Consider the following 25688-nt stretch of genomic DNA (forward strand, 5'->3'; position numbering starts at 1 on the left):
ACTTTGGCATCTTAATTGCAAAGGTAGCCGCATACAAAACTATACTAGTAAGCATTTATGAAAAAAAAAATATTCTTTTTCCTCAGTTTGGGAATGTTCCTTGTGAGCTGTAGCAGTATTAAAACTACCCAAAAAGCTATCAGTAAAGGAAACTACGACGAGGCCATTAACTTAGCAGTTAAAAAATTAGGAGGTAACAAGCACAAAGAAAAATACCAGCCCTACGTGACCATGTTACAGGAGGCTTTTTACAAAGCGACAGCGAGGGATCAAGAAAGTATCTCCTTTTTAGAAAAAGAACGAAATCCGGAAAATCTTGAACGCATCTATCAGCTGTATCAAGGACTTCGTCAGCGTCAAGAAAAAATTAAGCCGATTTTACCATTAAAGATCATGGCAACTGGACAATATGCTGATTTTGACATGCAAAATTATACGGATTTGATTATCGAGTCTAAAAATGAATTGTCTGCGTATCTCTACGATCAGGCCAAAGCTGTGTTCCAATCGCGTAACAAAGGGGACTACCGCCGGGTGTATGACGATTTAGCAAGGCTTGAGCGCCTTAACCCAAATTACCGCGACGTTCGTGCGCTGATGCAGGAGGCACATGCCATCGGTACTGATTTTGTCTTTGTTTCAATGAAAAATGAGACCGATAAGGTCATTCCAAGACGTTTAGAAGATGATTTGTTAAATTTTGACACCTATGGACTCAATGATTTTTGGACGGTGTATCACAGCAAAAAAAGTCGTGGACAACAGTACGATTTTACTTTAGAATTACTATTTAGAGATATCAATATTTCTCCAGAGCAAATACACGAAAAAGAATTCGTTAGGGAAAAGCAAATTAAAGACGGTAAAACCTTTTTGCTTGACAGTAAAGGGAACCAGGTAAAAGACAGTTTAGGAAATAGTATAAAAGTGGACAAGTACATCAAAGCTACCTGTCATTTTTATAGGTTTACCCAGTCGAAATGGGTGAAAGTAGCCGGACAAGTTCGTTTTATTGATAATTACAGCCGACAAGTGGTGCAGCATTTTCCTCTGCAAAGTGAATTTGTTTTTGAACATCGCTATGGAACCTATAAGGGAGATAGAAGAGCATTGGCTACCGAATTTATTGACCTGGCGAAATTGAGAGCGGTTCAATTTCCTAGCAATGATCAAATGATTTACGATGTTGGACGAGATGTCAAGGAAAAATTGAAGTACATCATAACGAGAAATAAGTTTAGATAATATATAACAATAGAAAAAGACACTGATCAGTGTCTTTTTTTTGCTTTAAAAAGTACTCTAAAACAAAAAAGAAGGCACCATTGGTGCCTTCTCGGTTTAATAATATTATTAATCTAAAACCCTTCTAACAGACTAATATTATTAGTGTGCAAAATTAACACTAATAATTCAATTGTTCTGTAACAAATGTTACACTGTTAGTTGTCAAGGTTTTCGATCCATTTTCTAGCATTTACAAAAGCTTCTAACCAAGGAGAAACTTCATCTTTTCTATCATTCTGATAATGAGCCCAGTTCCATTGGAAAATAGATCTTTCAATGTGAGGCATGGTCACTAAATGGCGTCCGCTAGCATCGGTAAGCATGGCTGTGTTAAAATCAGATCCATTTGGGTTACTCGGATATCCTTCATAGCTGTACTTCGCCACAATTTGATAGTCCGATTCTTGTTGAGGTAAATTGAACTTACCTTCTCCATGAGAAATCCAAACTCCAAGTTCTGTTCCGGCAAGACTTCCTAACATCACAGAATTGTTTTCCTGAACTTTAACCGAGGTAAACGAACTTTCGTGTTTTTGTGAATTGTTGTGAACTAACTTACCGTGCACTTCATGCTCTGGGTTAATGAGTTCAAGTTCCATCCAAAGTTGTGCTCCGTTACAGATTCCTACTGAGAGTGTATCCTCGCGATCAAAGAAATTTTTAAGGGCTGTTTGTGCTTTTTCGTTATACATAAAGGCACCTGCCCATCCCTTTGCTGAACCGAGGACGTCTGAATTAGAGAATCCACCTACTGCACCGATAAACTGAATATCTTCTAGCGTTTCTCTTCCAGAAATTAAATCGGTCATATGAACGTCTTTAACATCAAACCCAGCTAAATACATGGCATTAGCCATTTCGCGTTCAGAGTTAGAACCTTTTTCACGAATGATAGCCGCTTTTGGACGTTTATTAACAGTTCCGACTATAGCATCCACCTTTCCGGTAAACTGAGTAGGGAAGGTGAACTGTAAAGGTTGGTTTTTATAATTGTTATAGCGCTCTTCCGCTAAATTGTTAGCTGTTTGCTTACGATCAAAAAGGAATGAGGTCTTATACCAAACATCGCGAAGCTCGTGGATAGACAAAGCTTGTACATCCGATCCGTTTTTGATGTTGAGGCGATCAGACTCGATAACGCTACCTATTTTGGCAAAAGCTACGCCTTGTGCGTTTAAATACGCTTCCACCTGAGCGTCATTAGTAGCTTGGAACACGACACCTGCGTTTTCTGAAAACAATACTTTGATACTGTCTTCTTCACCTAAAACACTGAGGTCGATATTGGCACCTACATGGTTCGATGCGAAACACAATTCCAACAAACTCGTAATCAAACCACCAGACGCAACGTCATGACCTGCTGCAATGCTTCCTTCTTTGATAAGGGTTTGTAAAGCGTTAAAGGCCGTTTTAAATGCGGCTGCATCCTTAATATTCGGAGCATCTGTACCTACCTTATTCAAAACTTGAGCAAAAGAACTTCCTCCTAACTTAAAGGCATCATTCGAGAAGTTGATGTAGTAAACGCTTCCTTGGTTTAATTGAAACACAGGTTCAACCACAGCTGTGATATCATTACAATTTGCAGCAGCTGAGATTACAACGGTACCCGGAGAGATTACTTCTTCTGTTGGGTACTTTTGCTTCATCGATAATGAATCTTTACCAGTAGGAACATTAATACCTAATTCGATGGCAAATTCCGATACGGCTTTGACAGCTTTGTACAAACGGGCATCTTCACCTTCATTTTTACAAGGCCACATCCAGTTTGCTGAAAGCGAAACAGATTGTAATCCGTCTTTTAATGGAGCCCAAACGATGTTTGTCAATGCTTCAGCAATAGAGTTTTTACTACCAGCTTCCGGATTGAGGAGTCCTGAAATAGGAGAGTGTCCTATAGTCGTTGCAATACCTTCTTTTCCTTGATAATCTAAGGCCATTACCCCCACATTGTTCAACGGTAATTGCAAAGGACCGGCACATTGTTGTTTGGCTACTTTTCCACCAACACAACGGTCAACTTTATTGGTAAGCCAATCTTTACAAGCAACAGCTTCTAATTGTAATACCTGTTGTAAATAGTTGACAAATTCGCTACTAGTATAGTCTAGTGCTTGGTAGTTTCGGTTCACCGTAGTATCGGTCATAATGGTTTTAGGTGAACTTCCGAACATGTCATTCAAGTCAAAATCCATCGGTTTTTCTCCAGTCGACTTTGATTCAAAGGTAAAGCGATGATCCGAAGTAACGTCTCCAACCGTATACATTGGTGAGCGCTCACGATCGGCAATTGCTTTTAGTGTATCTATGTGTTTTTCGGCAATCACAAGTCCCATGCGTTCCTGTGATTCATTTCCGATAATTTCTTTTGCTGAAAGGGTAGGATCCCCTACGGGTAACTGATCCAAATCGATATGTCCTCCGGTATCTTCTACGAGCTCTGATAAACAATTAAGGTGTCCGCCGGCTCCGTGATCGTGAATAGATACGATTAAGTTTTCATCGCTTTCCACCATACCACGTACAGCATTGGCTGCTCTCTTTTGCATTTCAGGGTTCGAACGCTGTACAGCATTCAGTTCTATTCCCGAAGAAAATTCACCGGTATCCGCTGAAGATACTGCTGCACCTCCCATTCCAATACGGTAGTTTTCTCCACCTAAAATGACCACTTTATCACCTTCTGTAGGAGTTCCTTTAATAGCTTGCTCTTGTTTTCCATAACCAATACCACCGGCTTGCATGATTACCTTGTCAAACCCTAGTTTTCTTGCGTCTTCTTCGTGCTCAAAGGTCAATACAGAACCACAGATCAAGGGTTGTCCAAATTTGTTTCCAAAATCAGAGGCACCATTAGAGGCTTTGATCAAGATATCCATAGGAGTTTGATACAACCAGGCTCTTTCTTCCATGCCTTGTTCCCAAGGTCTGTTTTCTTCTAAACGTGAGTACGAAGTCATATAAACAGCAGTTCCGGCTAACGGAAGGGAACCTTTTCCTCCTGCCAATCGGTCTCTAATTTCTCCACCTGATCCAGTAGCGGCTCCATTAAACGGTTCCACGGTTGTAGGGAAGTTGTGAGTTTCTGCTTTCAATGAAATAACAGATTCGAAGTCCGATACCGCGTAGTAGTCTGGTTTATCAGCGCTTTTAGGCGCAAATTGCTGTACTACGGGTCCTTTTATAAACGCGACATTGTCTTTGTAAGCCGAGACGATATCGTTTGGGTGTTGCTTCGAAGTTTCTTTAATCAATTTAAATAGGGAAGTAGGTTGCTCTTCTCCGTCAATGACAAAAGTACCGTTGAATATTTTATGACGACAGTGTTCCGAATTCACCTGAGAAAATCCAAAAACTTCAGAATCGGTTAGTTTTCTTCCAATTTTTGCAGCGACGTCGTTCAAATATTGAATTTCTTCATCACTTAAAGCGAGACCTTCTTGCTCGTTGTACGCTGCGATATCATCAATCGCTATTACGGGTTCAGGAGTAATTGCAATGGTAAAACTCTCCTGATTCAGTCCGTGATACTTTTGAGAAATCATTGGATCAAAATCAGAAAAATCTTCCGAAACGGCTTGGAATTCTTCAATTCGCACTAATGAGTTAATCCCCATATTCTGCGTAATTTCCACGGCATTAGTACTCCATGGAGTAATCATTGCTGCTCTTGGCCCAACAAAAAAGGCGTCGAGAGACGCCGCATTTATTTTAGGTTGGTTACCAAATAACCAAGTAAGTTTCGAAATAGTTTCGTTGCTTAATTCTTCTGTTGTTTGAACAGCAAAAACTTTGCCGTTTGTGTTTCCAAAGAAATGAATCATTTTAGTTGTGTTTGTGTGTGTTTTTAAAAGCTGTAAATTTAGTTTTTTTATCGAAAAAGGCGCATAAAAAAAGCAGTAAAATTTTACTGCTTTAAATCTGTTTTTTCTGGTATTCTGTTTCTTTCGATCTTTCCTTTTTTAATCGCCTTGTAATTCTCGTAACAGTTCAATACTGCTTCAATAATTTGTAGATCGCTGGCTTTCTTGATAAAATATTCAGAGTAGTCGCAGTCGGAGAGGAGTTTGTTCAATTCCGTTCGGTCCATTTCCAAATACTCCATCATTACTTCTCTGTCAAATTTTCCGGCTAACATTTTCCTCAAATCGTCCTCTTTCTTTAACTTTTGAAGTTTTTTGAGTTGTGTAGGTTTCTTTCCAAACAAATTGTATACCAGGTCAACTGGATTTAACAGCTTTGACAAGGTACTGTTTAACTTTTGTGGACGTCCTACTTCATAGGTCTGAGGCAATCCATTGATGTGGATTCGCGTAAATTTATCTTTAGGGACTTGTTTGACATCTACTTCTAAAACTCCGATTAATTTGGTAGATTTTATTACGATTTCTTTGATTTCTTCTGGTTTTTCACTCAGTGATATTTCAACTTCATTTCCTTTTAAAAGATCGTTGGTTACCTTTAACTTAATTGAAGAATATCCTAAAAATGACACCAATACAGTATCGTTTGCTTGCGCTGTTAAATTAAACAATCCCTTTTCATTTGTAATGGTACCCACTACGGTATTCAAGTTTAAAATATGAGCTGCACTGAGCGGTTGTTTCGATTTACTATCCACAATTTGCCCTTTAAGCTGGTTGGTTGACGGGGTTTGTGTTTCTTGTGCATAACTGAACACACAAGCAAATAAAGCGATAAGCAGACTGTAATATGATTTTTGCATACTGCGAAAATACTAATATTTCGTTGTCGAATCGTTAATTATCTGTGAATATTAAATTGAAAAAAAAGATTTTTTTAGAGTATAAAGTCAAATACTTGTTCTTTATGCAAACAAGTATCTCCATTCGAATGAACGCGTTATTGCAATAAATCAAGAGAAACTATCGGTTATATTAAAGGTAGCGGTTCCCTAGCCGCAGGTATTTGCTAAGTACAATGTGTTGATCAACATTGTCCTTAACAAATGCAGTCAAAACGCTCGTATTGAGCACTACAATCAATTTTTATTTATTACCATGAAATACCCTTCAATTATTCTAGGAAGTATGGTTGCACTTTGTTTTGCATCATGTCAAAATGACGATGTAACACAAGCGTCTCCGCAACCCAAAGCTAGCCATAAGCAAATGGCGCAATTTTTAAATGAGGACCTTCCTGACGGAATCTCTGGATTAACTGTGGAAGAGCTTTCGAATCCAGCTGGACGTGGCGTTCCTGTTGAGGAAAATTGTGTGACTAAAAAGGTTTCGTTTAATCAAACGGATTCCGATTTCTTTATTCTCGATCCTAACAGTTCCCTGTTATGGCCAGGGAACTTGGTAGCATCTCGTTCTATTCAAGAAGGAGCTCCTACCTCAGTGCCGATTACCGGAAAAGCGAGAAACCCAATTGAAGTACGCGTAAATGTATTATCGGGTACCTCTGCTTCAACAACGAGAACCATAGAGGCTCCAACTCCCGGAAAAGTTCAGGATAACCTCAATGCAATTTTGAACGCATACTACAATAGCAAGGCTAATTTTCCTGCGAGCTTTGATATCAGTATTCAACGTGTTCACGATGAAAAACAATTTCAATTATCGTTAAACGCAGGATACTCAGGGCCAAGTGTGAACGTGGCTGGAAGTTTTGGACTGGATTTTTCAAAAAAGAAAACGCGCTATGCCGTAACGCTAAAGCAACGCTTTTTTACGGCTTCTGTAGCTCCTAAGGAAGGAATTATTGGACCAAACGGTTGGTTAGATCGCGATGTGAACCCCGAGCGTTTAGCACCGTATGTTACAGATTACTTACAAGTGGCTCCAGAAAAGCAAAACCCATCTGCATATGTTGAATCGGTTACTTATGGAAAATTGTATACCCTTATCTACGAATCGTCTAGTAGTGCACTAGAAGTAGAGGCGGCTTTAAACTTTGCCTATAAGTCGATAGGAACTCAAGTAAATGCCGATGTAAAAGCACGTTATAAATCTATTTTTAATGAGTCGTCAGTAAAAGTAAAACAATTGGGAGGAAGTGCTTCATCAGGAATTGCCTCTTCTTTAGCTGCCATGGCGAACAATTTAGAAAAAGTAGTAGAATTCTTAAAAGAAGGAGCGGAGGTATCTGTAAACAACCCTGGATACCCTATTTCTTATAAGGTAAATTACACCTATGATAACAGGCCATTTAAAGTGATTTCAAACTTAGAATATACCCAACGTGATTGTGATTTAGTATACTACGATAACGTTCGTGTCGATCCTGTAACCATTAAAATTTACGGAAGTGATCACGGTACCAGTGGAGCAGAGCTCTTTGGACGTTTCTATGTTGAAAAGTACGACAAACAATTGAAGCGCTGGTACGGTGTTGGAAGCAAACTATACTGGGGATACGGTATTGATAGCCATGTAGGTCGTGATTATTACCCATTAAATGGAGGGAAACGAAGTGTGGCTGATGGAAAAGTTATTGACTTTAAAATCAAGGCTGAAACAGGAGCTCGTTTTAGAGTAGTTTCTGTAGTTGGTGAATGTGATTCTGGTTGCTATGTGTACCGCGACGGAGTGATGAGTGCTAACGAATACGAGTACAACCCGACATTGAAAAAATGGGTTGATTATACGCGACATAACCAATGGGTGAGTGATTATACTGTTGGAGCGGGCATTCATACCAAAACTTGGAATGGGGTGAAAACCATAGTACAAGGTGATACCTGTTACTTAGATTATGAAACTTACCTATTACAATAGGTATAAATCAAAAACACCAATAGTGAGCTATTGGTGTTTTTTCAAGTTAGGTTAGTTATAATAGTAGCTAATAATTCTACGGAATTAATACCTCAAAATTATTCAGATTTGAATTCGTCTTTAATAAATCCTCTTACAATCGATTTTACGTCATCCGGACAGTGTTCATTCGGAAATATCATGCGCACTACCTGTTGGTTTTTAATAGTATGGCTCCACTGAACGAGTTCTCTCAACTTGCGATTGTCTAACTCGTAGTTCTTTTCACTCAAATAGCTTTTTATGTTTTTTTCCAGTTCTGCAATTTTTAAATCTAGCTCCTTAATTTTTAAAATACTATTGTAAGTCATTGGTTAGAAAAGATTTTTGATGGTTATCGAAAAATAAAGGGGAAGTGTACTGTTGTTCTAAAGATACACTTTTTTATTTCAAACTTGATTTACTTAAAGAAAAAATACTGTTAACTAACTAGTAGTTAGTTGTTTTGAACGTGTTTCTGATACAAATGTAAGCGCAAAGAAACAGTTGTACAATACCCAATTTTACTATTTAGGACCTAGGGAAAACCCTTATTTTGAGGTCGGTGATTGTTTGAAATCTACTGAGAGTCAAAAACAGCGAAACGCAACAGCCTACAGGGAAAGAACTAAAAAAGAGCCTCAATTGAAAATTGAGACTCCATGTAATTATATCAAGGGAAATATGTCAAGGGAAAAATCTAATGTATTGTGTATTTGATAGACTAAAACTACGAATAACCTGTGTTTACTGGGATTATTATCGATAAGAAGGGGGTTACTGTCGTTGAATTACCTAAATTTTAAGATAAAAAAACCCGCTCAAAATTGAGCGGGAAAATTGCTATGAAAAAGAAAAGATTCTAAGACGTCTCTTAGAACTGTTGCAAAGATACATGAGTACTTTTGATAAAAATGTTAAAATCCTCGGAAAATGAATGCGTAAAACTACTGAAAGCAAGCTAAGGGTTAACCCTGATAGTCTTAGGGTTTTTGTCTATTGAGTTTGTTGTAAGTTGTTGGTATATTAGAGGTTAGGGCAGTAGAGAGCGTTGAAAAAGTGAGACCTCTTTAGCTGTTTAAAGAGATCTCCTTTCAGACTAGCACGATGTTCATGATAATCTCCCTCCCAAATGTATATATAACAGCTAACTAGGTACATACCCTACTTTAAAATCAAAAAAAAAGCTTCTACTCTTTACAAAATCTAGAGTAGAAACTTTTATCCCCTTGAACAAACATAAATTATGTTATGCTCAAATATACAGAAATTTATTCATTTAGGCAACAGTTTTCTGATTTTTATGTCAGTTTATAGTATTGATTGTCAGTATTTTTTTGCTTAATTAAATAAATTTTAAATAAGAAATAGAAAATAATCTCTTGTAACTTTGATGGATTTTTTTCCGATTTTTGCATTTATTAAGAAATTTACCATCATAAATGAGATATTTATTTAGTTTATCTATTCTTTTTAGTCTTGGAATATTAAATATCCAGGCTCAAGAATCAGAAAAGATTCAAAAGAACATTCCAGCCTACTACAGTCAAATCGATTTCGGAGCGAGCAGTGCAGACTTATTTACCAAATTAGGAGACTTGGTGAAAACCACACATACAGACCTGCTTAGTTATACTCCGGAAGTTTGGAATGCTTTAAAAGTTAGTGATTTAGATCCTTCTGATTCATCTAAGAGGAATATTTTATTAATCTATGGCTATAACGACACGGATGCAGATTTGCAAAACGATCGAACGCGAAGCAAGGATAGCAATTGTACCAGTTCAACAGGCTGTCAAGGAAAGTGGAATCGTGAGCACGTTTACCCCAAGTCATTGGCCACACCGCGATTGACGACCAGTTATCCCAGTGCCGGAACAGATGCCCATTCTTTACGACCCGCAGATACGGAAATGAATTCTTCTAGGTCTAACAGAAAATTTACCAATGGTTCTGGAAACTCTGGAATTGTATCAGGAGGACACTGGTATCCGGGAGATGAATGGAAAGGGGATGTTGCACGTATGATGATGTACATGTACCTGCGCTATCCGACACAAACTCCAGCCAAAGGAGTTGCAATTAGCACGTATACCAATCATCAAAGCATGCCTGATATATTTTTACAGTGGAATGTGGAAGATCCTGTGAGCGATTTTGAAAAACAACGCAATGACCACATTGCAAGTTTACAGGGAAATAGAAACCCTTTTATCGACAATCCTTATATAGCAACCTTGTTATGGGGAGGGGCCAAGGCTGAGGACACCTTTGATTTGAGCTCTGTATTAGGAGTAGAAGAGCAAAGCACAGCTTTGTTTTTTGTGCCAAATCCAGTTAAAGAGGCCATCAACTACGATGTGACCCAGTTTGAATTTGAGCGCATTTATATTACGGATTTAAAAGGAGCCCTTGTCACGGAAGATGAAGATGTTCATGATGGCCGCGTGTCAGTCCCTGAAAAATCGGGTGTTTATATAGCAGTGTTCATTGCAAAGAACAGTGTTCATACCAAAAAAATTATTGTAAATTAATAGTAAAAGGGCTCTAAGAGCCCTTTTTTTTTGTTCATAACTAAACCTACTAAAATTGAGCTATGACATATTTTTTGACAAAAGTACGTAATTGTTTGCAGTGAGTTTCGAGGAAAAATCCCGTTTTTAAAAGTAAAGAGAAGCATGAATTCCATGCTTCTCTTTGTTAAACCAACTAAAAATCTAATAATGAAAAATAACTATTTCACTTCGAAGATACATGACTAAGGAGTTCTTTTCGTCGGTGTTTCGTCAAGTGGCATATAACTGTAGTTCAACGGCGTTTTCTAGTTGGTTTTGTGAAGTTTACTACAGATTTGTTATCTTTAGTACTAAAGTATACGGTATGTGCTATCATATTTCAGTGACCAAAAAACACAGAAAATCTTTAGAGGAGCGTTTTGATGCAATGTTTGAAACTCCAGAGTCCTATGAACCCTATTTTCATTTTAATGGATGGGAATCAAAAAACTTATACATTGTAAAACAAGAAGATCCAGAAACCATTGTCACTGCCAAGTGGGGGGTATTGCCCGCTGCACATGACATAAGCAAAAGAAGTGATTTTTTAAAAAAACGAAATACCCTGAATGCAACCCGTGAACGCCTATTTGAAAGTCCATTATTCAGTCAGTTAATTGGGTGGCAACGCTGTTTGGTGATTGCCGATGGTTTGTTTGAACCGCATAAAAACCAAGACATAAAGGGATCGATACCTTATTACTTTTCGTTGCAAGAAAGAGCGTTGTTCGCCTTTGCAGGCCTGTTTAGTGAGCATAGGAGTGAGGCAGGACTCCAAACGGCTGCAAGTATTATTACTACTGAAGCGAACGACCTTTTTAAGCGCATACACAATACTCCAAATACACTGGGAAGTTATCGAATGCCCTTGGTGTTGAATAAAGAAGATGAATACGAATGGTTGGCCTGCAGAAATAATGGCAGTACCATAGCTAAAATTTTAGATACAGCCCCTCAGCAACAGTTTCACGCTTATCCTGTTTCGCAGGATATATTTAAAAGAAAGGACAGTAATCACGACGGGATTTTGGCTCCTGTAAGCTATCCGTAAAAAATTACAACCGACCATGGGGGCACGATCGATTGTAATTGTTGATGAAAAATAGATTAGTGGGGTATTCCAAAGGTACGGTCAATTGTAGTATTGAGAAATACCTACTTATCCCCAATTTGAACTAGGGATATTGTGGTGTTTGACAGGGTAAACCCTAATTACATATGTTAATATATTAACATTTAATGTACGTATGATTTATTTAATTCGGTAATTATACATCATAAAATCTTCCTGAAACCCTAAGTCTTGATATAGCGGTTTGGCCATTTTAGAGGCTTGTAAACAAATGAGTTGCTGCTGGTTTTGAACAGCCTGTCGAATAAGTGATTTCATAATTTTTCGAGCATATCCCTTGCGTCTGTGCTGAGGGGGGATGCCCAAAGAGTGTATCCCTAGCACCGTACCGGTGGTAAAAGTGAAGACCGTTCCTACTAAAGTGTTTTGCTTGTAAATATTATAAAAGGCAATGGTTTCCGAAGTTTTAAAAACGGTACTTGCTGGAATCTGATAGCCAAAGGCACTGGCAAAGGTGGCTGACCAAAGTTGAGCATGTTGTTCGGTAGTTACCTTTCTAAAGGTGAGTTCATCATGGCCTTCTGTATCCAGAGCTGTAGGTTGTAAGTGCATACCAAATTGTTGAGAAACAAGATCGAGTTCCTTCGCTAAGGCTGAGGCAGGACTGATAGGAGCACCAAACATTGATAATCTAGTATTTCTGTAATCAGTGTTCTTAGCGGTTAAGATGGACAACGGAATGTTATCGGTAGATGACCAGATTCTATTGGGCCATTCCGAATCGTTTATAAAGGCGGTTTTAACTCCCTCAATGCATTGATAGTCTCCCGAGGCTTGGGCAACAAGTGTCCATAGGGCTGCCAGGTTTTCTATATTTAACGTAGTATAATTCATTTTTGATAATTTAATAAGATTACTGCTAAAAGCAAACTCAATATTCCAACTATTTTTCGGGTGTTGATTGGTGTTTCTGGTAAGTTAAACCAACCGAAATGACTAGCAATTACAGAAAAGAGCAATTGTCCCATCAATCCAAAGGCTATCATTTTTGAAATGCCAATTTTCGGAATCGTGTAAAAATATGCCGAGAGTCCTAACAAACTAAAAATTCCGCCAAGTGGCCACAAATACCAAGGAAAAGATACCTTTATATTGCAATGACTTCCCTGGATCCGAAGCAGTATTATTCCTAGTACACCACTAGTAATGGCTGTTGCTACGACCGCAATCAAAGGTTGTTTGGTACTTCGCGTGATTTGAGCGTTAAATCCAGCCTGTACGGCTAGAAACACGCCTCCCATAAAGGCTAAAATGTAAAATATGAGTTTCATATTTCAAAAGTACCTTTATGGATAAACAAACTACTTTACCTATGTTGAGTACCTATGAAATAGTTAATTTTTTTCGAATTCTACTGAGCTGGGTAGGGGTGATACCTAAATGTGAGGCAATTAATTGTAGGGGAATACGTGATTCGATATTAGGGTGCGCTTCTAAAAAACTTTTGTATCGATGTGTCGCTTCTTGAATGACTATCGCAACTTCTCGTTCCTCCTTGTCTCGTATCCAGTTTTTTTCCAAATATTGAATATAAAAATCCTTAAAATACCCATCCGTATTGATAAGCGTTCTGAAAGTTGTGTAATCGATTTCAAACATACTTGAAGCTTCGATACAGGTCAACGAGAATTGTGAGGGCGTACGATCCATGGCAGAAACTGTTGAACCGACAAATGCGCCTTCCAAAAAGATGTTTTTATGGTATTGTTTTCCCGATTCATCCATAAAACAAGAAACCACAGAGCCGCGGTAGAGCAGATAGAGTTTTTTAGCAATAGTACCATAGGGAAGTACACAGCTGTCAGCAGGGAGCTCAATGAGCTTTAAATGTTTTGCTATTTGTTCAAGCGAATCTCGGTCAATGGCTAAATAACGATCAAAAATTTGTTGAATATATCTTAGGTGTTCTTCGTTTTGCATGCCTCGTTTTTCGGCAAAATTACTACAAATACTTTATATTTTACTACTTCGTATAATGGCTTAGCGCACCGCGTTTATAAAAAGGAAAAAAGAGCTCTTAGAGCTCTTTTCACATTACTTCCAAGTAATAATGTCTTCCAAAGGTCGCCTTGTTTTAGAATGAGCAGGTTCACTTTTTCTATGACCAAAGGCCACCATATAAGAGAGGCCGTATTTAGTTGTATCGATACCGAACTCTTCTTCTAGTAATGCCGTTACTTTTTCTTCGTGAAACCCCTCAATAGGACAGCTGTCAACCCCTATAAGAGCTGCTGAAGTCATCATGTTCCCTAAGGCGATATAGGTTTGTTTCGAAGCCCAATCAAAAAGTTTCTTATCGCTGTCTAAATTAAAATCACGCTCTTGAAATTCTCGGTAAAACTTTAGGTATACCTCTTGTACATCTTCTGGGAGTTGCTTAATTTCCTTCATCATGTACTGTATATAATCAGAGTCCCACTTGGTCATTGGAGCTTTCATACTCAATCCTAGCACGAAATGACTGGCAGTATCTAACTTCAAAGGGGCTCCCCAAGCAACAGGTTTTAATAATTCGCGTAATTGACTGTTTTGAACAATGACAAAATGCCAAGGTTCAAAACCAAAAGAGCTGGGTGATAAGTTTGCTGTTTTTAAAATAAACTCCATCGTTTCTTTAGAGAGTTTTTTTTCCGGATCGAACTCTTTGGTAGCATGTCTTGATTGAAAGGCCGCTAAAATATCTTCTTGTGTAATTGTTATGGTACTCATATTGTATTTAATTTTATACTATACTTATTATAGTAGCAAAAATAACTATAGCTTTTATATCCTGCAATAACGGTCAAAAAGGATAGTATCAATTTAGTAAACGCTCTCATTACGGATTCTAAAAATTATCGGATTATAGGTTTCACCGTTACGGTCGGAAAAAATATTGGACATACTAGTAGAAATATAGTCTAGGCCTATTATTCATTATACTGGTATTTTTTCGCAACATTTCCCATGAATTACTACTGGTTAATTTCATTAACTTCGAAAGGAGGGGGCTCTTAGTGCAGTGATACAGCTGCAGGTAGCTATAGTTTGTGCAGTTATTTCTTTTTAAAGGCGATGGCATCTATTTCTATTTGCATGCCTGGCAGTGCTAATGTAGGTACGGGGATTAAGGTACTGGCGGGATATCGTTGCTGATTCCAGAGCACTTTCATTTCTTCGGTCCAAATACGCAATTTTTCTTCGTTGTGATCTACTATTAAAATGGTAATTTTCACGATGTTTTCGGGCTTTAGCTTATGGCTATCAAGGATGTGTTGGATATTTTTCAAAGCTTGTTGTACTTGTTTTCTAAAATCACCGGAAAGCGTATGCTTAAGGTCTTGACTACCACTTTGTCCTGATATAAAAATATACGTACCCTGGTTGAGTACTTTCGCTGAATGGCTGAATCCAAAAGGACTAGGGTCAAACAAGAGCGAAGGGTTGTGGTATTCCTGAGCTAGGAGGGAAGTGCTTAGTAATAGGAGTTTCAGTAAGATTACTTTCATCATATATAGTTTTTAAATTCACTTACAAAATTAGCTGTACAGCACTCCACAGTACTTTACATAAGTTGATTTGCCAAGAATAAGTGTTCTTTTGGCGTAGTGACTACTACTGGTGGTCTCCTTTAAAAACTATAGAGAAAACTGCGTAACGGAGAAGAAAATAATTAGTGAGTAGGTACGGATGAAACAGTATTAAATAAAAAAACCTTGTAAACATCTTGTTTACAAGGTTTTCTGTGCACGTAACAGGAGTCGAACCTGCACTCACTTGGTGAACAAGCCCCTCAAGCCTGCGCGTCTACCAATTCCGCCATACGTGCGTAAATAAAAAAAGTTAAGCGCTAACACTTAACTTGTAGTGACCGGGCTGGGGCTCGAACCCAGGACCCTCTCCTTAAAAGGGAGATGCTCTACCAACTGAGCTACCCGGTCATTAATTTGCTTAAGCATCTTTGTGATTGAGGATGCAAATATACATTCTTTTTTTTAATCTCAAAATAGTTTTTTGTAAAAATTATTTAGAAAAAATTTAGTTCAAAATTTAAAAGAACGCTCACAGTTTTGCTGTGCTATTTTTAAGTTTTTCAACTTAAAAAAGTGACCGGGCTGGGGCTCGAACCCAGGACCCTCTCCTTAAAAGGGAGATGCTCTACCAACTGAGCTACCCGGTCTTGTTTGCTATTGCATATCTGCGATTGCGGGTGCAAATATACAACGGTTTTTTGATTCTCAAAAGCTTTTTTTAGGTTTTTTTTAATGATATTTGTAACATCTTAAAAGTCAATAAGAATGAAATTAATTTTTTTAGGGTACATGGCAAGCGGAAAGTCTACAATAGGAAAAATTGTAGCAGAAAAGCTTTCATTACCGAGTTTAGATTTGGATCATTATATAGAAGAAAAAGAACAAATGTCTATTTCTGACATTTTTCAGAATAAAGGAGAAATTTATTTTAGGCAAGCTGAGCATCGATATTTGAAAGCATTGCTTGCGTCAGAGGAAGATTTTGTACTTTCTTTAGGTGGAGGAACTCCCTGCTATGCCGGAAATATGAATTTGATGGGGAATTCAGATGCGAAAACCGTTTATTTGAGAGCTGGAGTAGGTACTTTAGTAGGGCGTCTTGAACAGGAAAGAGAAAACCGCCCTTTGGTGGCGAGTCTGAAGCCAGACGATTTAGCAGAGTATGTGGCGAAACATCTATTTGAAAGAAATCCTTACTATATGGAGGCCGATTATCAAATAGGGATCGACGGTAAGCCTATAGATACTATTATAACGGAAGTGATGCAGCTATTTTCACAAGAGTAAAACAAGCACAAAAAAAAGCACTGTAAAGGATACAGTGCTTTTTTTTTGTTATGATAAATAAGCGATGGTTTCGTGCTCTTTAAATTCAACCACCACGTGTTCTTTAATAGATGTAGAAAGGGACAAGCCTTTAAAATCTGCTTTCACTGGGTACTTTTTGTGATTCCTATTTACAAGTACAGCTGTTTTAAAGCGCTTTAATGGTACCTCTAAAAAGTGTTTGACTCCGTATACTAAGGTCGTTCCTGAGTGCAGCACATCATCAATCAAAACTAGTGATTTGTCGGTGTACTCTTCAGGTGTTAGTGAGGTTTGTACCGAATTGATTGGGCTTTTCTTATTCATAGTCACCTTACATAAGATGAGTTGTAAGGGTGATATCTCTTCCAAGACAGCAGCTAGTTTTTGAGTTAACAAATAGCCGTTTTCTGCAATACCTGCTAAGACAACTTCTGTTTCTTCGCTGTTGGCCTCATAAATCTGGTAAGCAATACGTCGAATTTTCTGATTGACTTCTGTATCGTTTAATATAATAGAGTTGGTTGTATTCATATATAGGTGTTTTAAGGCTTAGACTTCTCCTTCTTGATCGTCGTAATAATCTTCTATATCTCTTCGATCTTTCTTGGTTGGACGTCCTGTTCCTTTTTTGCGATAATGGTCTTTGGCAAATTTAAGTAATTCCGTCTTTTCGAACTCTTCCTTAGGAGTCAAATCTTTTCGGTACAAGTCCACGAGTTTTGCTCCCACGCGATTTTGGGGGATATCGAGTACTCGTATCTTGTAGTTAATTTGGTTTTTACGAATGGTAATCTCTTCGGTACCAAAAACTTCACGAGAGGGCTTTAAATTAGTTCCTCCCATTTTAACGTGGCCTTTTTTACAAGCATCTGTGGCTATACTACGCGTTTTAAACAGCCGAATACACCACAAATATTTGTCAATTCTCATATAAAAAGTTAAAAATTAGTTATTCATTTTTTACAAAAATATAAAAATGCTAACTTGCGCGTCAAAATTCTTTATATTAAATGATAAAAACTAAGCATTTTTTATTCGCCCTTTTAGGAGCTGTTTTGCTTACTTCATGTGGAAGCAATGAAACAACACCTTTTGATCATGCTGCACAAGCATTAATTGATAACGATACTTTGGTAAAGTTTTTCAAGAACAATTACTACAATCCGACAACTAAATTAGTAGAACCTTTAAAGGCTGGTGAAACTGCTTTGGCTGATGATGCTAAGTTGATTACAAAGGAAGTTACTGAGAATGATATCAAGTATAAATTGTATTATTATCAGGTTGAAGTGGGGACAGATCCGAAAGCGAAAGGCTTCCCAACGGTGATGGATTCTGTATTGACCAAATACGACGGTCGTATTATTAGTAATTCAAAAACGGTTGCGAATTCTTTTGAGAAGAATACGGCTTGGTTAACGCTTGCGAATGTAATTCCAGGATGGACACATGCCTTTGTTCATTTTAAAGGAGGACAAAACACGACCGTAACAAACGGACCTTTAAGTTATACTGGTGAAGGTGATGGAATTATCTTTATTCCTTCCGGATTGGCCTACAGAAATGTCGGGTCAGGATCAGTACCTGCAAATGGAATTTTATTGTTTTATATAAAGCTGTGGGACATCGTTCCGAACACAGACCACGATAGAGACAATGTACCGAGTATCTTCGAAGATCCTGATGGTGATGGAAATCCAAAGAATGACAACACCGATGGAGATTCGTTCCCAAATTATTTGGATACCGATGACGACGGTGACCGCGTATTGACCAAAGACGAGGATAAAAATAAGGACGGTGATCCAAGAAACGATTTTAACGATCCAAACAATCCAACCTTACCGGATTATTTAAATAGAAACGCGCGCTAATCGAGTTCGCAGTTTATCTAAAAGAAAAGTCTACCATTACCGGTAGACTTTTTTTTTGAACCATTCATCGACACAAACCCTACCACTTAACGATAGATAACGGACATCTGTCTTTATAAATTCATTGCTAATTAACTCTGTTGTATCTTTAATATAGTAGTAGTAAGTTAATTTTTTGATTAGCGATTTAAGGTTTTCTCTAGGAGCTCTTTTTCTAGTGAAAACCTTTCTTTTTGTACCTTAGTTTACAGGGGAACTAGGTAGGCTAATTAGGGAAAACCCTGAAGTAGGTTTAGGGCTGTTGGGCATTGTCAATCCTGGCATTTTGTCGTAGTATTGTATAGTAAACGCAACCGTAATAGGTTGTTCTATTTTGGGAGAAATTCTAACTAGAAAGAAGAAGAATTACTTAATTTTAAAAATCCTTGTGTCAATAGATCCAAGGATTTTTTAGTTAAAATCGCAAGCTGTCTAAATAGTGTTTAAGTCGCTGACGATAACTAGCGCCCACAGGAATCACTTGATCGTTTACAATGACATCTTTTCCGTTGTAGTGATTAATTTTTCGCAATGGTATAATGTACGATTTATGAATGCGAACAAATCCCTTAGGCTCGAGTTCTTCCTCAATAGCTTTAAGCGTTTTTAAGGCCAGTTGATGTTGCTTTCCAACGACGATTTTTACATAGTCTTTCATCCCTTGGAAATAATCAATATCACCTAGGTATATCTTTATAAAATCTTCTCCGTCTTTTACGAATACGGCTTCGGATACATCTGGTTTTCCAGTTGGTTGCTGCTGGGCTTCAAATCGTTGTAGGGTTTTACTAAACCGTTCAAAAGGAATGGGTTTTAGCAGGTAGTCTACAACGTTGAGTTCAAAACATTCTATAGCGTACTGTGAATAGGAGGTCACCATGACGAAAGAAAGCTCTTTTCCAAGAGCCTTAATAAGCTCTGTTCCGGAAAGTTCTGGCATGGCGATGTCGCAAAACACCAAATCGACACGGTTGGTTTGCAGGTATTTAAAGGCGGCTAAAGCATCGGTAAAGCTCTGGGCGATTTCAAAGCGGTCAAAACTGCTGAGATAATGCTTTAAAACGTCTAAAGCTAAAGGTTCATCGTCGATGAGTACTACTTGATAGGGATTCATAATTTACTTGGAGTTAGCGTGAGTTGAACCAAATATTCTTCTTCTGTTTCTTTTATGTGCAAGGCATTTTTTGGAAAGCCTGATAATTGAAGTCGTTCTCGGAGTATATCTAGGCCTTTTCCTTGCCTCGATTCTTGAAAATGCTGTTTGCTTTGTTTCTTATTTACGATGCTAAAAATAACATTGTTTTGAAGTTGGCTGATGTTTATACGGATATAGCTATCTGCTTGGTTTGTATATAGCCCGTGTTTAAAGGCATTTTCAACAAGAGGAATTAAGAGTAGTGGAGGTACAAGAAAATCCATTGCTACCTCGTGGTGATGAAACTGAATTCTATCATCTGTACCAAACCGAATTTGTTCGATGGTAATGTAGTCCTGAATAAAAGCAACTTCTCTGGCTAACGGAACCACTGATAATGCACTTTCATCTGTTAAATAGCGCATCATGTTGGAGAGTTTTAGGATGTAAGTGCTCGTTTGTTGCTTGTTTTGTAAAGACAGGCTGTATAGGGAGTTAAAGGCGTTGAATAAGAAGTGCGGATGAAGCTTGTTTTTTAGTAACTGTTCTTTGGTTTTGTTTAACTCTAACTGCATTTGTCGATAGCGGTTGAGATAGGGGAGATTATGGATAAAGTTGAAGGTGAAATAGAGGAGAAGTATGATGCCGAGATAACTCGTAAAAATATCGAACGAAGTTCCAATTTTTAATTGCCCATGTCGGTCGTAATCTTTTAATCCAGCCATCGCAGTAATGCAGCTTAAACTCGTTACAATGAAAATGATTTTGTAGAAACTAGTCCAAGATCGAAATTTAAAAAAGGCTGCGTATGCGATGATGGCAAAGACAAAATGTTCAAAGGCATCACAGGTCAGAAAAAAATGGAGTGAGTGCGGAGTAGCTATAAAAATCCGATCGAAAAGGGGGATCAGTATTCCTAGTGCTACTGCAGTATACAGTGCAGGCTGCAGCCATGGTGCTTGTTGCAACTGTGAAATTTTTTTGGATAGGTTCATGTAGGCATGTTTACAAATATAAAGATACGCAATAGTTAATTCAATAAGTCGATCGGGCGCCTTGGTTTATCGATACACAGCCTAGGCTTGTCTATTTCATTTGTACTCATAGTAGTGAACGTATAGTTTTGAGTTGCTTAAAATACTAGAGAAATGAATATACTAAGAAGTTTTTTATTGTGGGTGATAGGAAGTTTATCCCTGTGGTCTCAGTCTGACGATTTAAATAAAACTGCCCCCTTCCAAGCTGTGAAGTGGCAGGCGAGACAACCGGTAGTTTTAGTTCAAAACCAATGGTTGCCATTGGTCGCAATAGACGGAACAAAGACGGAAGAAATTGTTCAATTTTGTCGAACGCAGTTTCCGTTTAAATGGAAAAAGCGATTCTCAGAAGATCTGGTTCCCGTTTTGGGGGCCATGGGAAAAGCTGTTACAGAGGAAGTAACCTTGTCGGTTCTAAAAGAGAAACGACTAAAGGAGATTCGATCGACATATACGAGGAACAACCGTCAGCAGGTATTGTCATTTAATAGGAAGCACAAACCCGATACGAAGGTGGTTTCCGAAATAACGTTGGATCAGGCGCTTTCAGATATCGCTGAATTTGAGCAGATCATCAAAGAACGTTCGTCGTATTACCGTTATCGTACTACAGCCTTTTCGTCTGCTATCAAAACCCTGAAATCATCAGTTGCAAAATGGAAACAACCGATACAAGTTGCGGAGCTTTCATTCGAACTGGCAAAGATTATGGCATTGCTGGGTGATCGTCATTCAAGCGTTCGTTGGAAAGGGTTTCGCTCCAGTGAATATCCAGCGTATACCAAGCGCTTACCCTTTGCTATTGTACCGTATGATACCAAGGTGCTGGCTTTGAAGAAAAGCGAAAATGGTTGGGAATATTACAAGGCCGATTTTCCATTTCTGGAAGCAATTAATGGGGTTCAGATTAGTGATTTTATAGACGCTATGGCGTATCGATCTCGATTGGCTCCAAAAGAGGCTAAGCTGAAAAGAGGCAGTACTTCCCTTCAGCGAATAGGTCAATTATATGTCAAGAATAACCTTCCTTTACCAGAGCACTTTAAATTTACATTTTCTAATGGTAATGAAATACAAACGGAAACCTTAGCCCTTACTGAAGAACGCATCGGATATTATTCTCAGGTAGAAATGGAGAACTACCAATTGGTAAATGCTATGCGTCAGGGAAATCACCAAGGAATCTATAAGCAACTAGGCACAGGAATCGATTATCTTCGTTTTCCGTCCATGATACATTTGGATGAGCAACCTGACTTGGCGCGTTTAATCCAATCAAAATTGGACGCTAGCAATGCGAGTTCTTTAATCATCGATCTTCGGTTTAATCCCGGTGGAGTACGTGATCTCATTCAGTTACTGAGTCCGTATATCGTACCACCTTCTGAATCGCCGTGGGTGGCCAATGTTGCCTACTTGCGAACTGATGAGCCAAGTAAGCGCTTTGGATCGATGTCTAGTAGATATCTCTATCCAAAAAATGCTGAAGAATTTAATGAAGAGGACAGAGAAGCAATAGAAAAGTTTTCGAAACATTTTACTACTGCTAAAGGATTTGAGAAAACACTTTTTAGTATACCTCATTATATGCTTTTACGCAATGATACTGGTAAACGAGTACCTAAGGTGTATATCTTGGTCAATGAAGAGAGTTTTAGCGCAGCAACAGTGTTTACCAGTGCTTTTAAAGGATTACCAAACGTACAAATTGTAGGTGTTCGAACCGATGGTTCTAGTGGAAACTCTAAAAAAATATACCTAAGTGCTTCAAAAATTCGCGTAAAAGTATCAACCATGTTGTCCTTTCAGCGCAACGGTCAAACACTTGACGGTGTTGGAACCCAACCTGATATTGAAATCTCGGCATCAAAAAATCAACTGCTGACAGGTGAGGATGACCAATTGAAGCAGTTATTAGAGATCATTAAGGCTCCGACGAAGAGGTAATCAAGTGATCAAAAAAGGGATCGCTACCAATTTTTTCGTTCATCAGCCTTAAAGGCACCGCGTTTATGCAATATCCATTGTGCTTCATCAAGGGGGCAAACCCCTTGATAAGGGCGCGTTTTATCTTCTGAAAATTCTGTTTTATCATAGCCGTCAAGGGTAAACTTTAAGCGTCCTTTACCTGAGGTTGTACCTGCAAAACGAATAGGGTATTCTAAGGCTTGGGCAACGGCAACACGCCCAGATAGCCGAAAGGAATCTTCAATAAATTCAGGAGTCTCGAGTTGAGCTCCCATCTGTGATAAATCACCAGTAATAGCACCGATACTTTCGGATGGAGCTTTGATTTGGAATCGATACATAGGTTCCAATAAATCAGTTCCGGCTTGTTCTAGGCCTCTTAATATTCCCATGGGAGTAGCTAATAAAAAGTCGCCTGGATTTGAGTGCACATTATGATCAGATCCTTCTTGTAGGGTGATGGAAAGGTCGGTAACTTCCCACCCCTTAATTCCTTGACGCAATGACCACGGTATGGCGCGTTCAACTTCGTTCTGATACTTCGTAGCAATGTCAGAAGTCCTCACTGCTGAACGGTATTGAACTCCTGAACCCGGTGCTCCTGGTTCGATTAAAAAGGTCATAATGGCCCAGCTTGGTTTTGGCATCCAATAACGAACATACCCTTCCGCAGTAGTTTTAGGAGTTTCCTTATAAATTACCTTTGGAGGGAAAAACTCAGTAGCAATGCCATAGCGTTCTAACAGGCTATCTTTTAATATTTCTGTTTGCATCGGTCCGAGTATTTTTAAAGAAAAAGTTCGTTCCTCTTTGTTCCACGAAAAGTCCAATAAAGGATCTTCTATATTGAGATATTCCAGTGCTTGTCCTAAATTTTGATATTCTTTCTCGTCTACTGCCTTTACTTCAGTACTCAATACTGGTGTGTTCATAGGTGTAAAGGTGTTCAAGGTCGTTTGCGTGCCTAAAACGTCTCCTGCCGGAATAGCTTCTGAAGTCGCAATAACGCCGATATCCCCAGCGTGCAATTCAGCAACGGGTTCATAGCTGTTGAGCTTGCGTTTTAAAAGCTGATTTATCTTACAGTCTTTAGCTGCTGTTTGGGACCAAATACTCGCTTTGGCTCTCAAGGTTCCACCGAGTACTTTAACATGAGCCAATCGACCATAGCGTTCATCGAAGTATACTTTAAACACTTTAGCACTCAGGGTTTGATCACTGTAGTTAGGGTAAGGAAATAGTGCCTGTATAAATACGAGTAATTCGGAAATTCCCAGACTCATTTTTGCACTTCCAACCACAACTGGGACGACTTTGGCGTCTTTGATAAGTATTTTCGCTGTATCGTAAACATCATGATAATTGAGAAGATCTTCGGCGAGTAGTGATTCTAAAATGGCATCGTCGTAATCGGCAATATTTTCGAGGGTTTTTTCTATAGGATATTCGCCAGCAAGTTTGCCATAGTCATGAAACTCCGTTAGCGTAAATGCATCTTCATTATGAGTATTGAGATAATTAAGCATACATGCTCGCAGTTGTAAATCACGCTCAATATCTTTAAAAACACGTTCTAGGTCTGCTCCTAAACGATCTATTTTATTGACAAAGACAATAACTGGAATCCCACGTTCTTTAAGGGCTTCCCATAAATTAAGGGTATTAGCTTGAACTCCCTCAACAGCAGAAACCACCAAAATAACAACGTCTAGGATGTCTAAGGCCCGATCTACTTCCGCAGAGAAATCTATATGGCCAGGAGTATCTACTAGTTGTATGCAGTGACCGTTCCATTCCAATTCAACGCTAGCGGTTTTAATAGAAATACCTCTAGCTTTCTCCATAGCAAGCCCATCCGTTACAGCCGAACCTTTATCGACACTACCTTTGGTTCGGGTTGTACCCGCTAAGTGCAATAACTCTTCAGTTAAAGAGGTTTTACCTGCATCTACATGCGCTACTATTCCCAGTGTTTTTGTCTGTCTCATAATTGCTATGAATATAAAATTAAAAATACCCCTAAGGTAATTCCTGCTAATGGCAGTAGTTTTTTACGCTTGTTTTGCTCTTTAAATAGCAAACCACCAATGACCACGGCAATGAGTATTTGACTTCTTTTAATGGCTGAGAGTAACATAATTAAGGCTTCAGGGTCTTGTAGTGCTTTAAAGTAAAAATAATCTGCAGTTTGCAATAATATTCCCACGGCAGGAATGGTCCATCGAAACGTAAAAGCTGCTCGCTTCTCTTGATAAGGAAACCAGGTAAAGGCCAATACAATTAAAAGAAATAGGGTAGTATACGTGCAAAACCAAAATTGTAGGGTAGGAGGATTTAACTGTAATTGTTGTATCAAAAACTTGTCGTACAATCCACTACTAGCACCTAAAAACGTGGCCCCGATGATGGCAAAAATCCATTTATTTCTGGTAAAATTGATGCCTTCTTTTTTTCCTATTTGTGAATAGCCAATAACCGAACCAATAATCATAAAAAATCCTAGCCACTGCAGTGCAGTAGGCTGTTCGTTATAGATGAGTATCGCTCCTATAAAGGTAAAAAATGGCCCCGCTGATCGTATGGGGGTAACAATCGTAATTGGCAGGTGTTTTAAGGCTTGATAGGCTAAAATCCATGATGACATCATGATAAGTGATTTAATGGCTATCAAACCATGCGTTTTCAAAGGTAATTCGCTTATCTGTAATCCGTATGGCTCTAAAATTTCTGGAGCAATTTTGCTAGTTACAAAAAGCGGACTTACCCAAAGTAGTCCAGCTAGGGTAGTACCAAATAGCACTGGAAACACCTCATTTCCTTTAACCGCGTGTTTTTTACATAAATTGTGTAGGCCTAAAAATAGAGCGGCCAAAAGTCCTAAATACATCCACATGGCCGCGAAGATACACTTTCAGGTGAACATGTGCTCAAAAAAACACGGATTATAACACTACTTAAAATTTAGTTAAAAGGGTTTGCTAGGCAGCAAAAAAGTGTATATTTGTGACGGACGCAATTTTTAGCAGTTTCGACTGCTCAGTGTATTTTAACATTAAGGAAGAAATTGGAAATAC

The 25688-nt window shown here is 38.5% G+C and carries 21 protein-coding genes and 3 tRNA genes; 7 read left to right on the top strand and 17 right to left on the bottom strand.

Annotated elements, in window-relative coordinates; translation table 11 throughout:
• Positions 1-57: 57 nt before the first annotated feature.
• Positions 58-1245 carry a hypothetical protein gene (locus ACXAG7_RS00745; RefSeq protein ID WP_476665601.1) on the top strand — a complete coding sequence of 396 codons (1188 nt, stop codon included), beginning with the start codon at positions 58-60 and terminating at the stop codon, positions 1243-1245.
• Positions 1246-1442: 197 nt separating this feature from the next.
• Here the strand turns inward: ACXAG7_RS00745 and purL are convergent, their stop codons facing one another.
• On the bottom strand, positions 1443-5117 hold the full coding sequence (purL, locus tag ACXAG7_RS00750; protein WP_476665602.1) for a phosphoribosylformylglycinamidine synthase: 3675 nt from the start codon (positions 5115-5117) through the stop codon (positions 1443-1445).
• Positions 5118-5200: 83 nt separating this feature from the next.
• A complete protein-coding gene (locus ACXAG7_RS00755) occupies positions 5201-6019 on the bottom strand; it encodes a carboxypeptidase-like regulatory domain-containing protein (protein WP_476665603.1) in 819 nt (272 codons plus the stop codon).
• Between the two features lie 295 nt (positions 6020-6314).
• On the opposite strand from ACXAG7_RS00755, the gene ACXAG7_RS00760 reads away from it, so the two are divergent.
• The gene (locus ACXAG7_RS00760) at positions 6315-8036 is read left to right on the top strand and encodes a thiol-activated cytolysin family protein (protein ID WP_408043610.1); all 1722 of its coding nucleotides are present in this window, start codon (positions 6315-6317) and stop codon (positions 8034-8036) included.
• Positions 8037-8134: 98 nt separating this feature from the next.
• On the opposite strand, the gene ACXAG7_RS00765 is transcribed toward ACXAG7_RS00760, so the two are convergent.
• Complete coding sequence (locus tag ACXAG7_RS00765; RefSeq protein ID WP_408043611.1) at positions 8135-8386, bottom strand: hypothetical protein; 252 nt, start codon at positions 8384-8386, stop codon at positions 8135-8137.
• 1110 nt (positions 8387-9496) lie between these two features.
• On the opposite strand from ACXAG7_RS00765, the gene ACXAG7_RS00770 reads away from it, so the two are divergent.
• Both ACXAG7_RS00770 and ACXAG7_RS00775 read left to right on the top strand, forming a co-directional pair.
• Positions 9497-10588, top strand: coding sequence for an endonuclease (locus tag ACXAG7_RS00770; protein ID WP_476665604.1), 1092 nt, complete (start codon positions 9497-9499; stop codon positions 10586-10588).
• Between the two features lie 346 nt (positions 10589-10934).
• Positions 10935-11660 carry an SOS response-associated peptidase gene (locus ACXAG7_RS00775; protein ID WP_476665605.1) on the top strand — a complete coding sequence of 242 codons (726 nt, stop codon included), beginning with the start codon at positions 10935-10937 and terminating at the stop codon, positions 11658-11660.
• A gap of 201 nt (positions 11661-11861) precedes the next feature.
• On the opposite strand, the gene ACXAG7_RS00780 is transcribed toward ACXAG7_RS00775, so the two are convergent.
• The 8 genes from ACXAG7_RS00780 to ACXAG7_RS00815 all read right to left on the bottom strand — a co-directional run bounded on the left by ACXAG7_RS00780 (position 11862) and on the right by ACXAG7_RS00815 (position 15900).
• Positions 11862-12575, bottom strand: a complete 714-nt coding sequence (locus tag ACXAG7_RS00780; protein ID WP_476665606.1) for a GNAT family N-acetyltransferase — start codon at positions 12573-12575, stop codon at positions 11862-11864.
• A complete protein-coding gene (locus ACXAG7_RS00785) occupies positions 12572-13012 on the bottom strand; it encodes a DMT family transporter (protein WP_476665607.1) in 441 nt (146 codons plus the stop codon). Before ACXAG7_RS00785 ends, ACXAG7_RS00780 begins: the two co-directional genes overlap by 4 nt.
• 52 nt (positions 13013-13064) lie before the next feature.
• Positions 13065-13661: a Crp/Fnr family transcriptional regulator gene (locus ACXAG7_RS00790; RefSeq protein ID WP_476665608.1), complete on the bottom strand. Its 597-nt coding sequence runs from the start codon at positions 13659-13661 to the stop codon at positions 13065-13067.
• A 114-nt stretch (positions 13662-13775) separates the two neighbouring features.
• Entirely contained in the window at positions 13776-14450 is a 675-nt protein-coding gene (locus ACXAG7_RS00795; protein ID WP_408043617.1) for an NAD(P)H-dependent oxidoreductase, read from the bottom strand.
• Positions 14451-14776: 326 nt separating this feature from the next.
• Positions 14777-15232, bottom strand: a complete 456-nt coding sequence (locus ACXAG7_RS00800) for a RidA family protein (protein ID WP_476665609.1) — start codon at positions 15230-15232, stop codon at positions 14777-14779.
• Between the two features lie 234 nt (positions 15233-15466).
• Positions 15467-15549 (bottom strand) — tRNA-Leu (locus ACXAG7_RS00805).
• Between the two features lie 39 nt (positions 15550-15588).
• Positions 15589-15661: transfer RNA gene (locus ACXAG7_RS00810), tRNA-Lys, on the bottom strand.
• 166 nt (positions 15662-15827) lie between these two features.
• Positions 15828-15900 (bottom strand) — tRNA-Lys (locus tag ACXAG7_RS00815).
• A 118-nt stretch (positions 15901-16018) separates the two neighbouring features.
• Between ACXAG7_RS00815 and ACXAG7_RS00820 the strand changes: the two genes are divergently transcribed.
• Complete coding sequence (locus tag ACXAG7_RS00820) at positions 16019-16540, top strand: shikimate kinase (RefSeq protein ID WP_408043619.1); 522 nt, start codon at positions 16019-16021, stop codon at positions 16538-16540.
• 48 nt (positions 16541-16588) lie between these two features.
• Here ACXAG7_RS00820 and ACXAG7_RS00825 read toward each other — a convergent pair whose 3' ends face one another.
• Together ACXAG7_RS00825 and ACXAG7_RS00830 are read right to left on the bottom strand one after the other, a co-directional pair.
• Positions 16589-17092 carry a phosphoribosyltransferase family protein gene (locus ACXAG7_RS00825; protein ID WP_408043620.1) on the bottom strand — a complete coding sequence of 168 codons (504 nt, stop codon included), beginning with the start codon at positions 17090-17092 and terminating at the stop codon, positions 16589-16591.
• An 18-nt stretch (positions 17093-17110) separates the two neighbouring features.
• Positions 17111-17491, bottom strand: a complete 381-nt coding sequence (locus ACXAG7_RS00830) for an RNA-binding S4 domain-containing protein (RefSeq protein ID WP_408043621.1) — start codon at positions 17489-17491, stop codon at positions 17111-17113.
• A gap of 80 nt (positions 17492-17571) precedes the next feature.
• Here ACXAG7_RS00830 and ACXAG7_RS00835 point away from each other — a divergent pair, with 80 nt between their 5' ends.
• Positions 17572-18435, top strand: coding sequence for an FKBP-type peptidyl-prolyl cis-trans isomerase (locus ACXAG7_RS00835; RefSeq protein WP_408043622.1), 864 nt, complete (start codon positions 17572-17574; stop codon positions 18433-18435).
• A 454-nt stretch (positions 18436-18889) separates the two neighbouring features.
• Here the strand turns inward: ACXAG7_RS00835 and ACXAG7_RS00840 are convergent, their stop codons facing one another.
• Positions 18890-19588: a LytR/AlgR family response regulator transcription factor gene (locus ACXAG7_RS00840; protein WP_476665610.1), complete on the bottom strand. Its 699-nt coding sequence runs from the start codon at positions 19586-19588 to the stop codon at positions 18890-18892.
• Positions 19585-20604 (bottom strand): sensor histidine kinase, encoded by a 1020-nt coding sequence (locus ACXAG7_RS00845; RefSeq protein WP_476665611.1) that lies wholly within the window; start codon positions 20602-20604, stop codon positions 19585-19587. The genes ACXAG7_RS00840 and ACXAG7_RS00845 overlap by 4 nt, the downstream gene beginning before the upstream one ends.
• Positions 20605-20757: 153 nt before the next feature.
• On the opposite strand from ACXAG7_RS00845, the gene ACXAG7_RS00850 reads away from it, so the two are divergent.
• Positions 20758-22593 (top strand): S41 family peptidase, encoded by a 1836-nt coding sequence (locus ACXAG7_RS00850; RefSeq protein WP_476665612.1) that lies wholly within the window; start codon positions 20758-20760, stop codon positions 22591-22593.
• Between the two features lie 23 nt (positions 22594-22616).
• On the opposite strand, the gene ACXAG7_RS00855 is transcribed toward ACXAG7_RS00850, so the two are convergent.
• Together ACXAG7_RS00855 and ACXAG7_RS00860 are read right to left on the bottom strand one after the other, a co-directional pair.
• Positions 22617-24602, bottom strand: a complete 1986-nt coding sequence (locus ACXAG7_RS00855) for a GTP-binding protein (protein WP_476665613.1) — start codon at positions 24600-24602, stop codon at positions 22617-22619.
• 5 nt (positions 24603-24607) lie between these two features.
• Positions 24608-25507: an EamA family transporter gene (locus ACXAG7_RS00860; RefSeq protein ID WP_476665614.1), complete on the bottom strand. Its 900-nt coding sequence runs from the start codon at positions 25505-25507 to the stop codon at positions 24608-24610.
• Positions 25508-25688: the final 181 nt, after the last annotated feature.

It is taken from the genome of Tenacibaculum sp. AWR4_210 (assembly GCF_056160945.1).

Bases quoted from the DNA above. Each gene is read 5' to 3' on its own strand.
- ACXAG7_RS00795 (WP_408043617.1), bottom strand. From the start codon at position 14,450: ATGAGTACCATAACAATTACACAAGAAGATATTTTAGCGGCCTTTCAA.
- ACXAG7_RS00760 (WP_408043610.1), top strand. From the start codon at position 6,315: ATGAAATACCCTTCAATTATTCTAGGAAGTATGGTTGCACTTTGTTTT.
- ACXAG7_RS00845 (WP_476665611.1), bottom strand. From the start codon at position 20,604: ATGAACCTATCCAAAAAAATTTCACAGTTGCAACAAGCACCATGGCTG.
- ACXAG7_RS00820 (WP_408043619.1), top strand. From the start codon at position 16,019: ATGAAATTAATTTTTTTAGGGTACATGGCAAGCGGAAAGTCTACAATA.
- ACXAG7_RS00775 (WP_476665605.1), top strand. From the start codon at position 10,935: ATGTGCTATCATATTTCAGTGACCAAAAAACACAGAAAATCTTTAGAG.
- ACXAG7_RS00855 (WP_476665613.1), bottom strand. From the start codon at position 24,602: ATGAGACAGACAAAAACACTGGGAATAGTAGCGCATGTAGATGCAGGT.
- ACXAG7_RS00755 (WP_476665603.1), bottom strand. From the start codon at position 6,019: ATGCAAAAATCATATTACAGTCTGCTTATCGCTTTATTTGCTTGTGTG.
- ACXAG7_RS00850 (WP_476665612.1), top strand. From the start codon at position 20,758: ATGAATATACTAAGAAGTTTTTTATTGTGGGTGATAGGAAGTTTATCC.
- ACXAG7_RS00800 (WP_476665609.1), bottom strand. From the start codon at position 15,232: ATGATGAAAGTAATCTTACTGAAACTCCTATTACTAAGCACTTCCCTC.
- ACXAG7_RS00835 (WP_408043622.1), top strand. From the start codon at position 17,572: ATGATAAAAACTAAGCATTTTTTATTCGCCCTTTTAGGAGCTGTTTTG.
- ACXAG7_RS00785 (WP_476665607.1), bottom strand. From the start codon at position 13,012: ATGAAACTCATATTTTACATTTTAGCCTTTATGGGAGGCGTGTTTCTA.
- ACXAG7_RS00860 (WP_476665614.1), bottom strand. From the start codon at position 25,507: ATGTGGATGTATTTAGGACTTTTGGCCGCTCTATTTTTAGGCCTACAC.
- ACXAG7_RS00790 (WP_476665608.1), bottom strand. From the start codon at position 13,661: ATGCAAAACGAAGAACACCTAAGATATATTCAACAAATTTTTGATCGT.
- ACXAG7_RS00825 (WP_408043620.1), bottom strand. From the start codon at position 17,092: ATGAATACAACCAACTCTATTATATTAAACGATACAGAAGTCAATCAG.
- purL (WP_476665602.1), bottom strand. From the start codon at position 5,117: ATGATTCATTTCTTTGGAAACACAAACGGCAAAGTTTTTGCTGTTCAA.
- ACXAG7_RS00840 (WP_476665610.1), bottom strand. From the start codon at position 19,588: ATGAATCCCTATCAAGTAGTACTCATCGACGATGAACCTTTAGCTTTA.
- ACXAG7_RS00830 (WP_408043621.1), bottom strand. From the start codon at position 17,491: ATGAGAATTGACAAATATTTGTGGTGTATTCGGCTGTTTAAAACGCGT.
- ACXAG7_RS00745 (WP_476665601.1), top strand. From the start codon at position 58: ATGAAAAAAAAAATATTCTTTTTCCTCAGTTTGGGAATGTTCCTTGTG.
- ACXAG7_RS00770 (WP_476665604.1), top strand. From the start codon at position 9,497: ATGAGATATTTATTTAGTTTATCTATTCTTTTTAGTCTTGGAATATTA.
- ACXAG7_RS00780 (WP_476665606.1), bottom strand. From the start codon at position 12,575: ATGAATTATACTACGTTAAATATAGAAAACCTGGCAGCCCTATGGACA.
- ACXAG7_RS00765 (WP_408043611.1), bottom strand. From the start codon at position 8,386: ATGACTTACAATAGTATTTTAAAAATTAAGGAGCTAGATTTAAAAATT.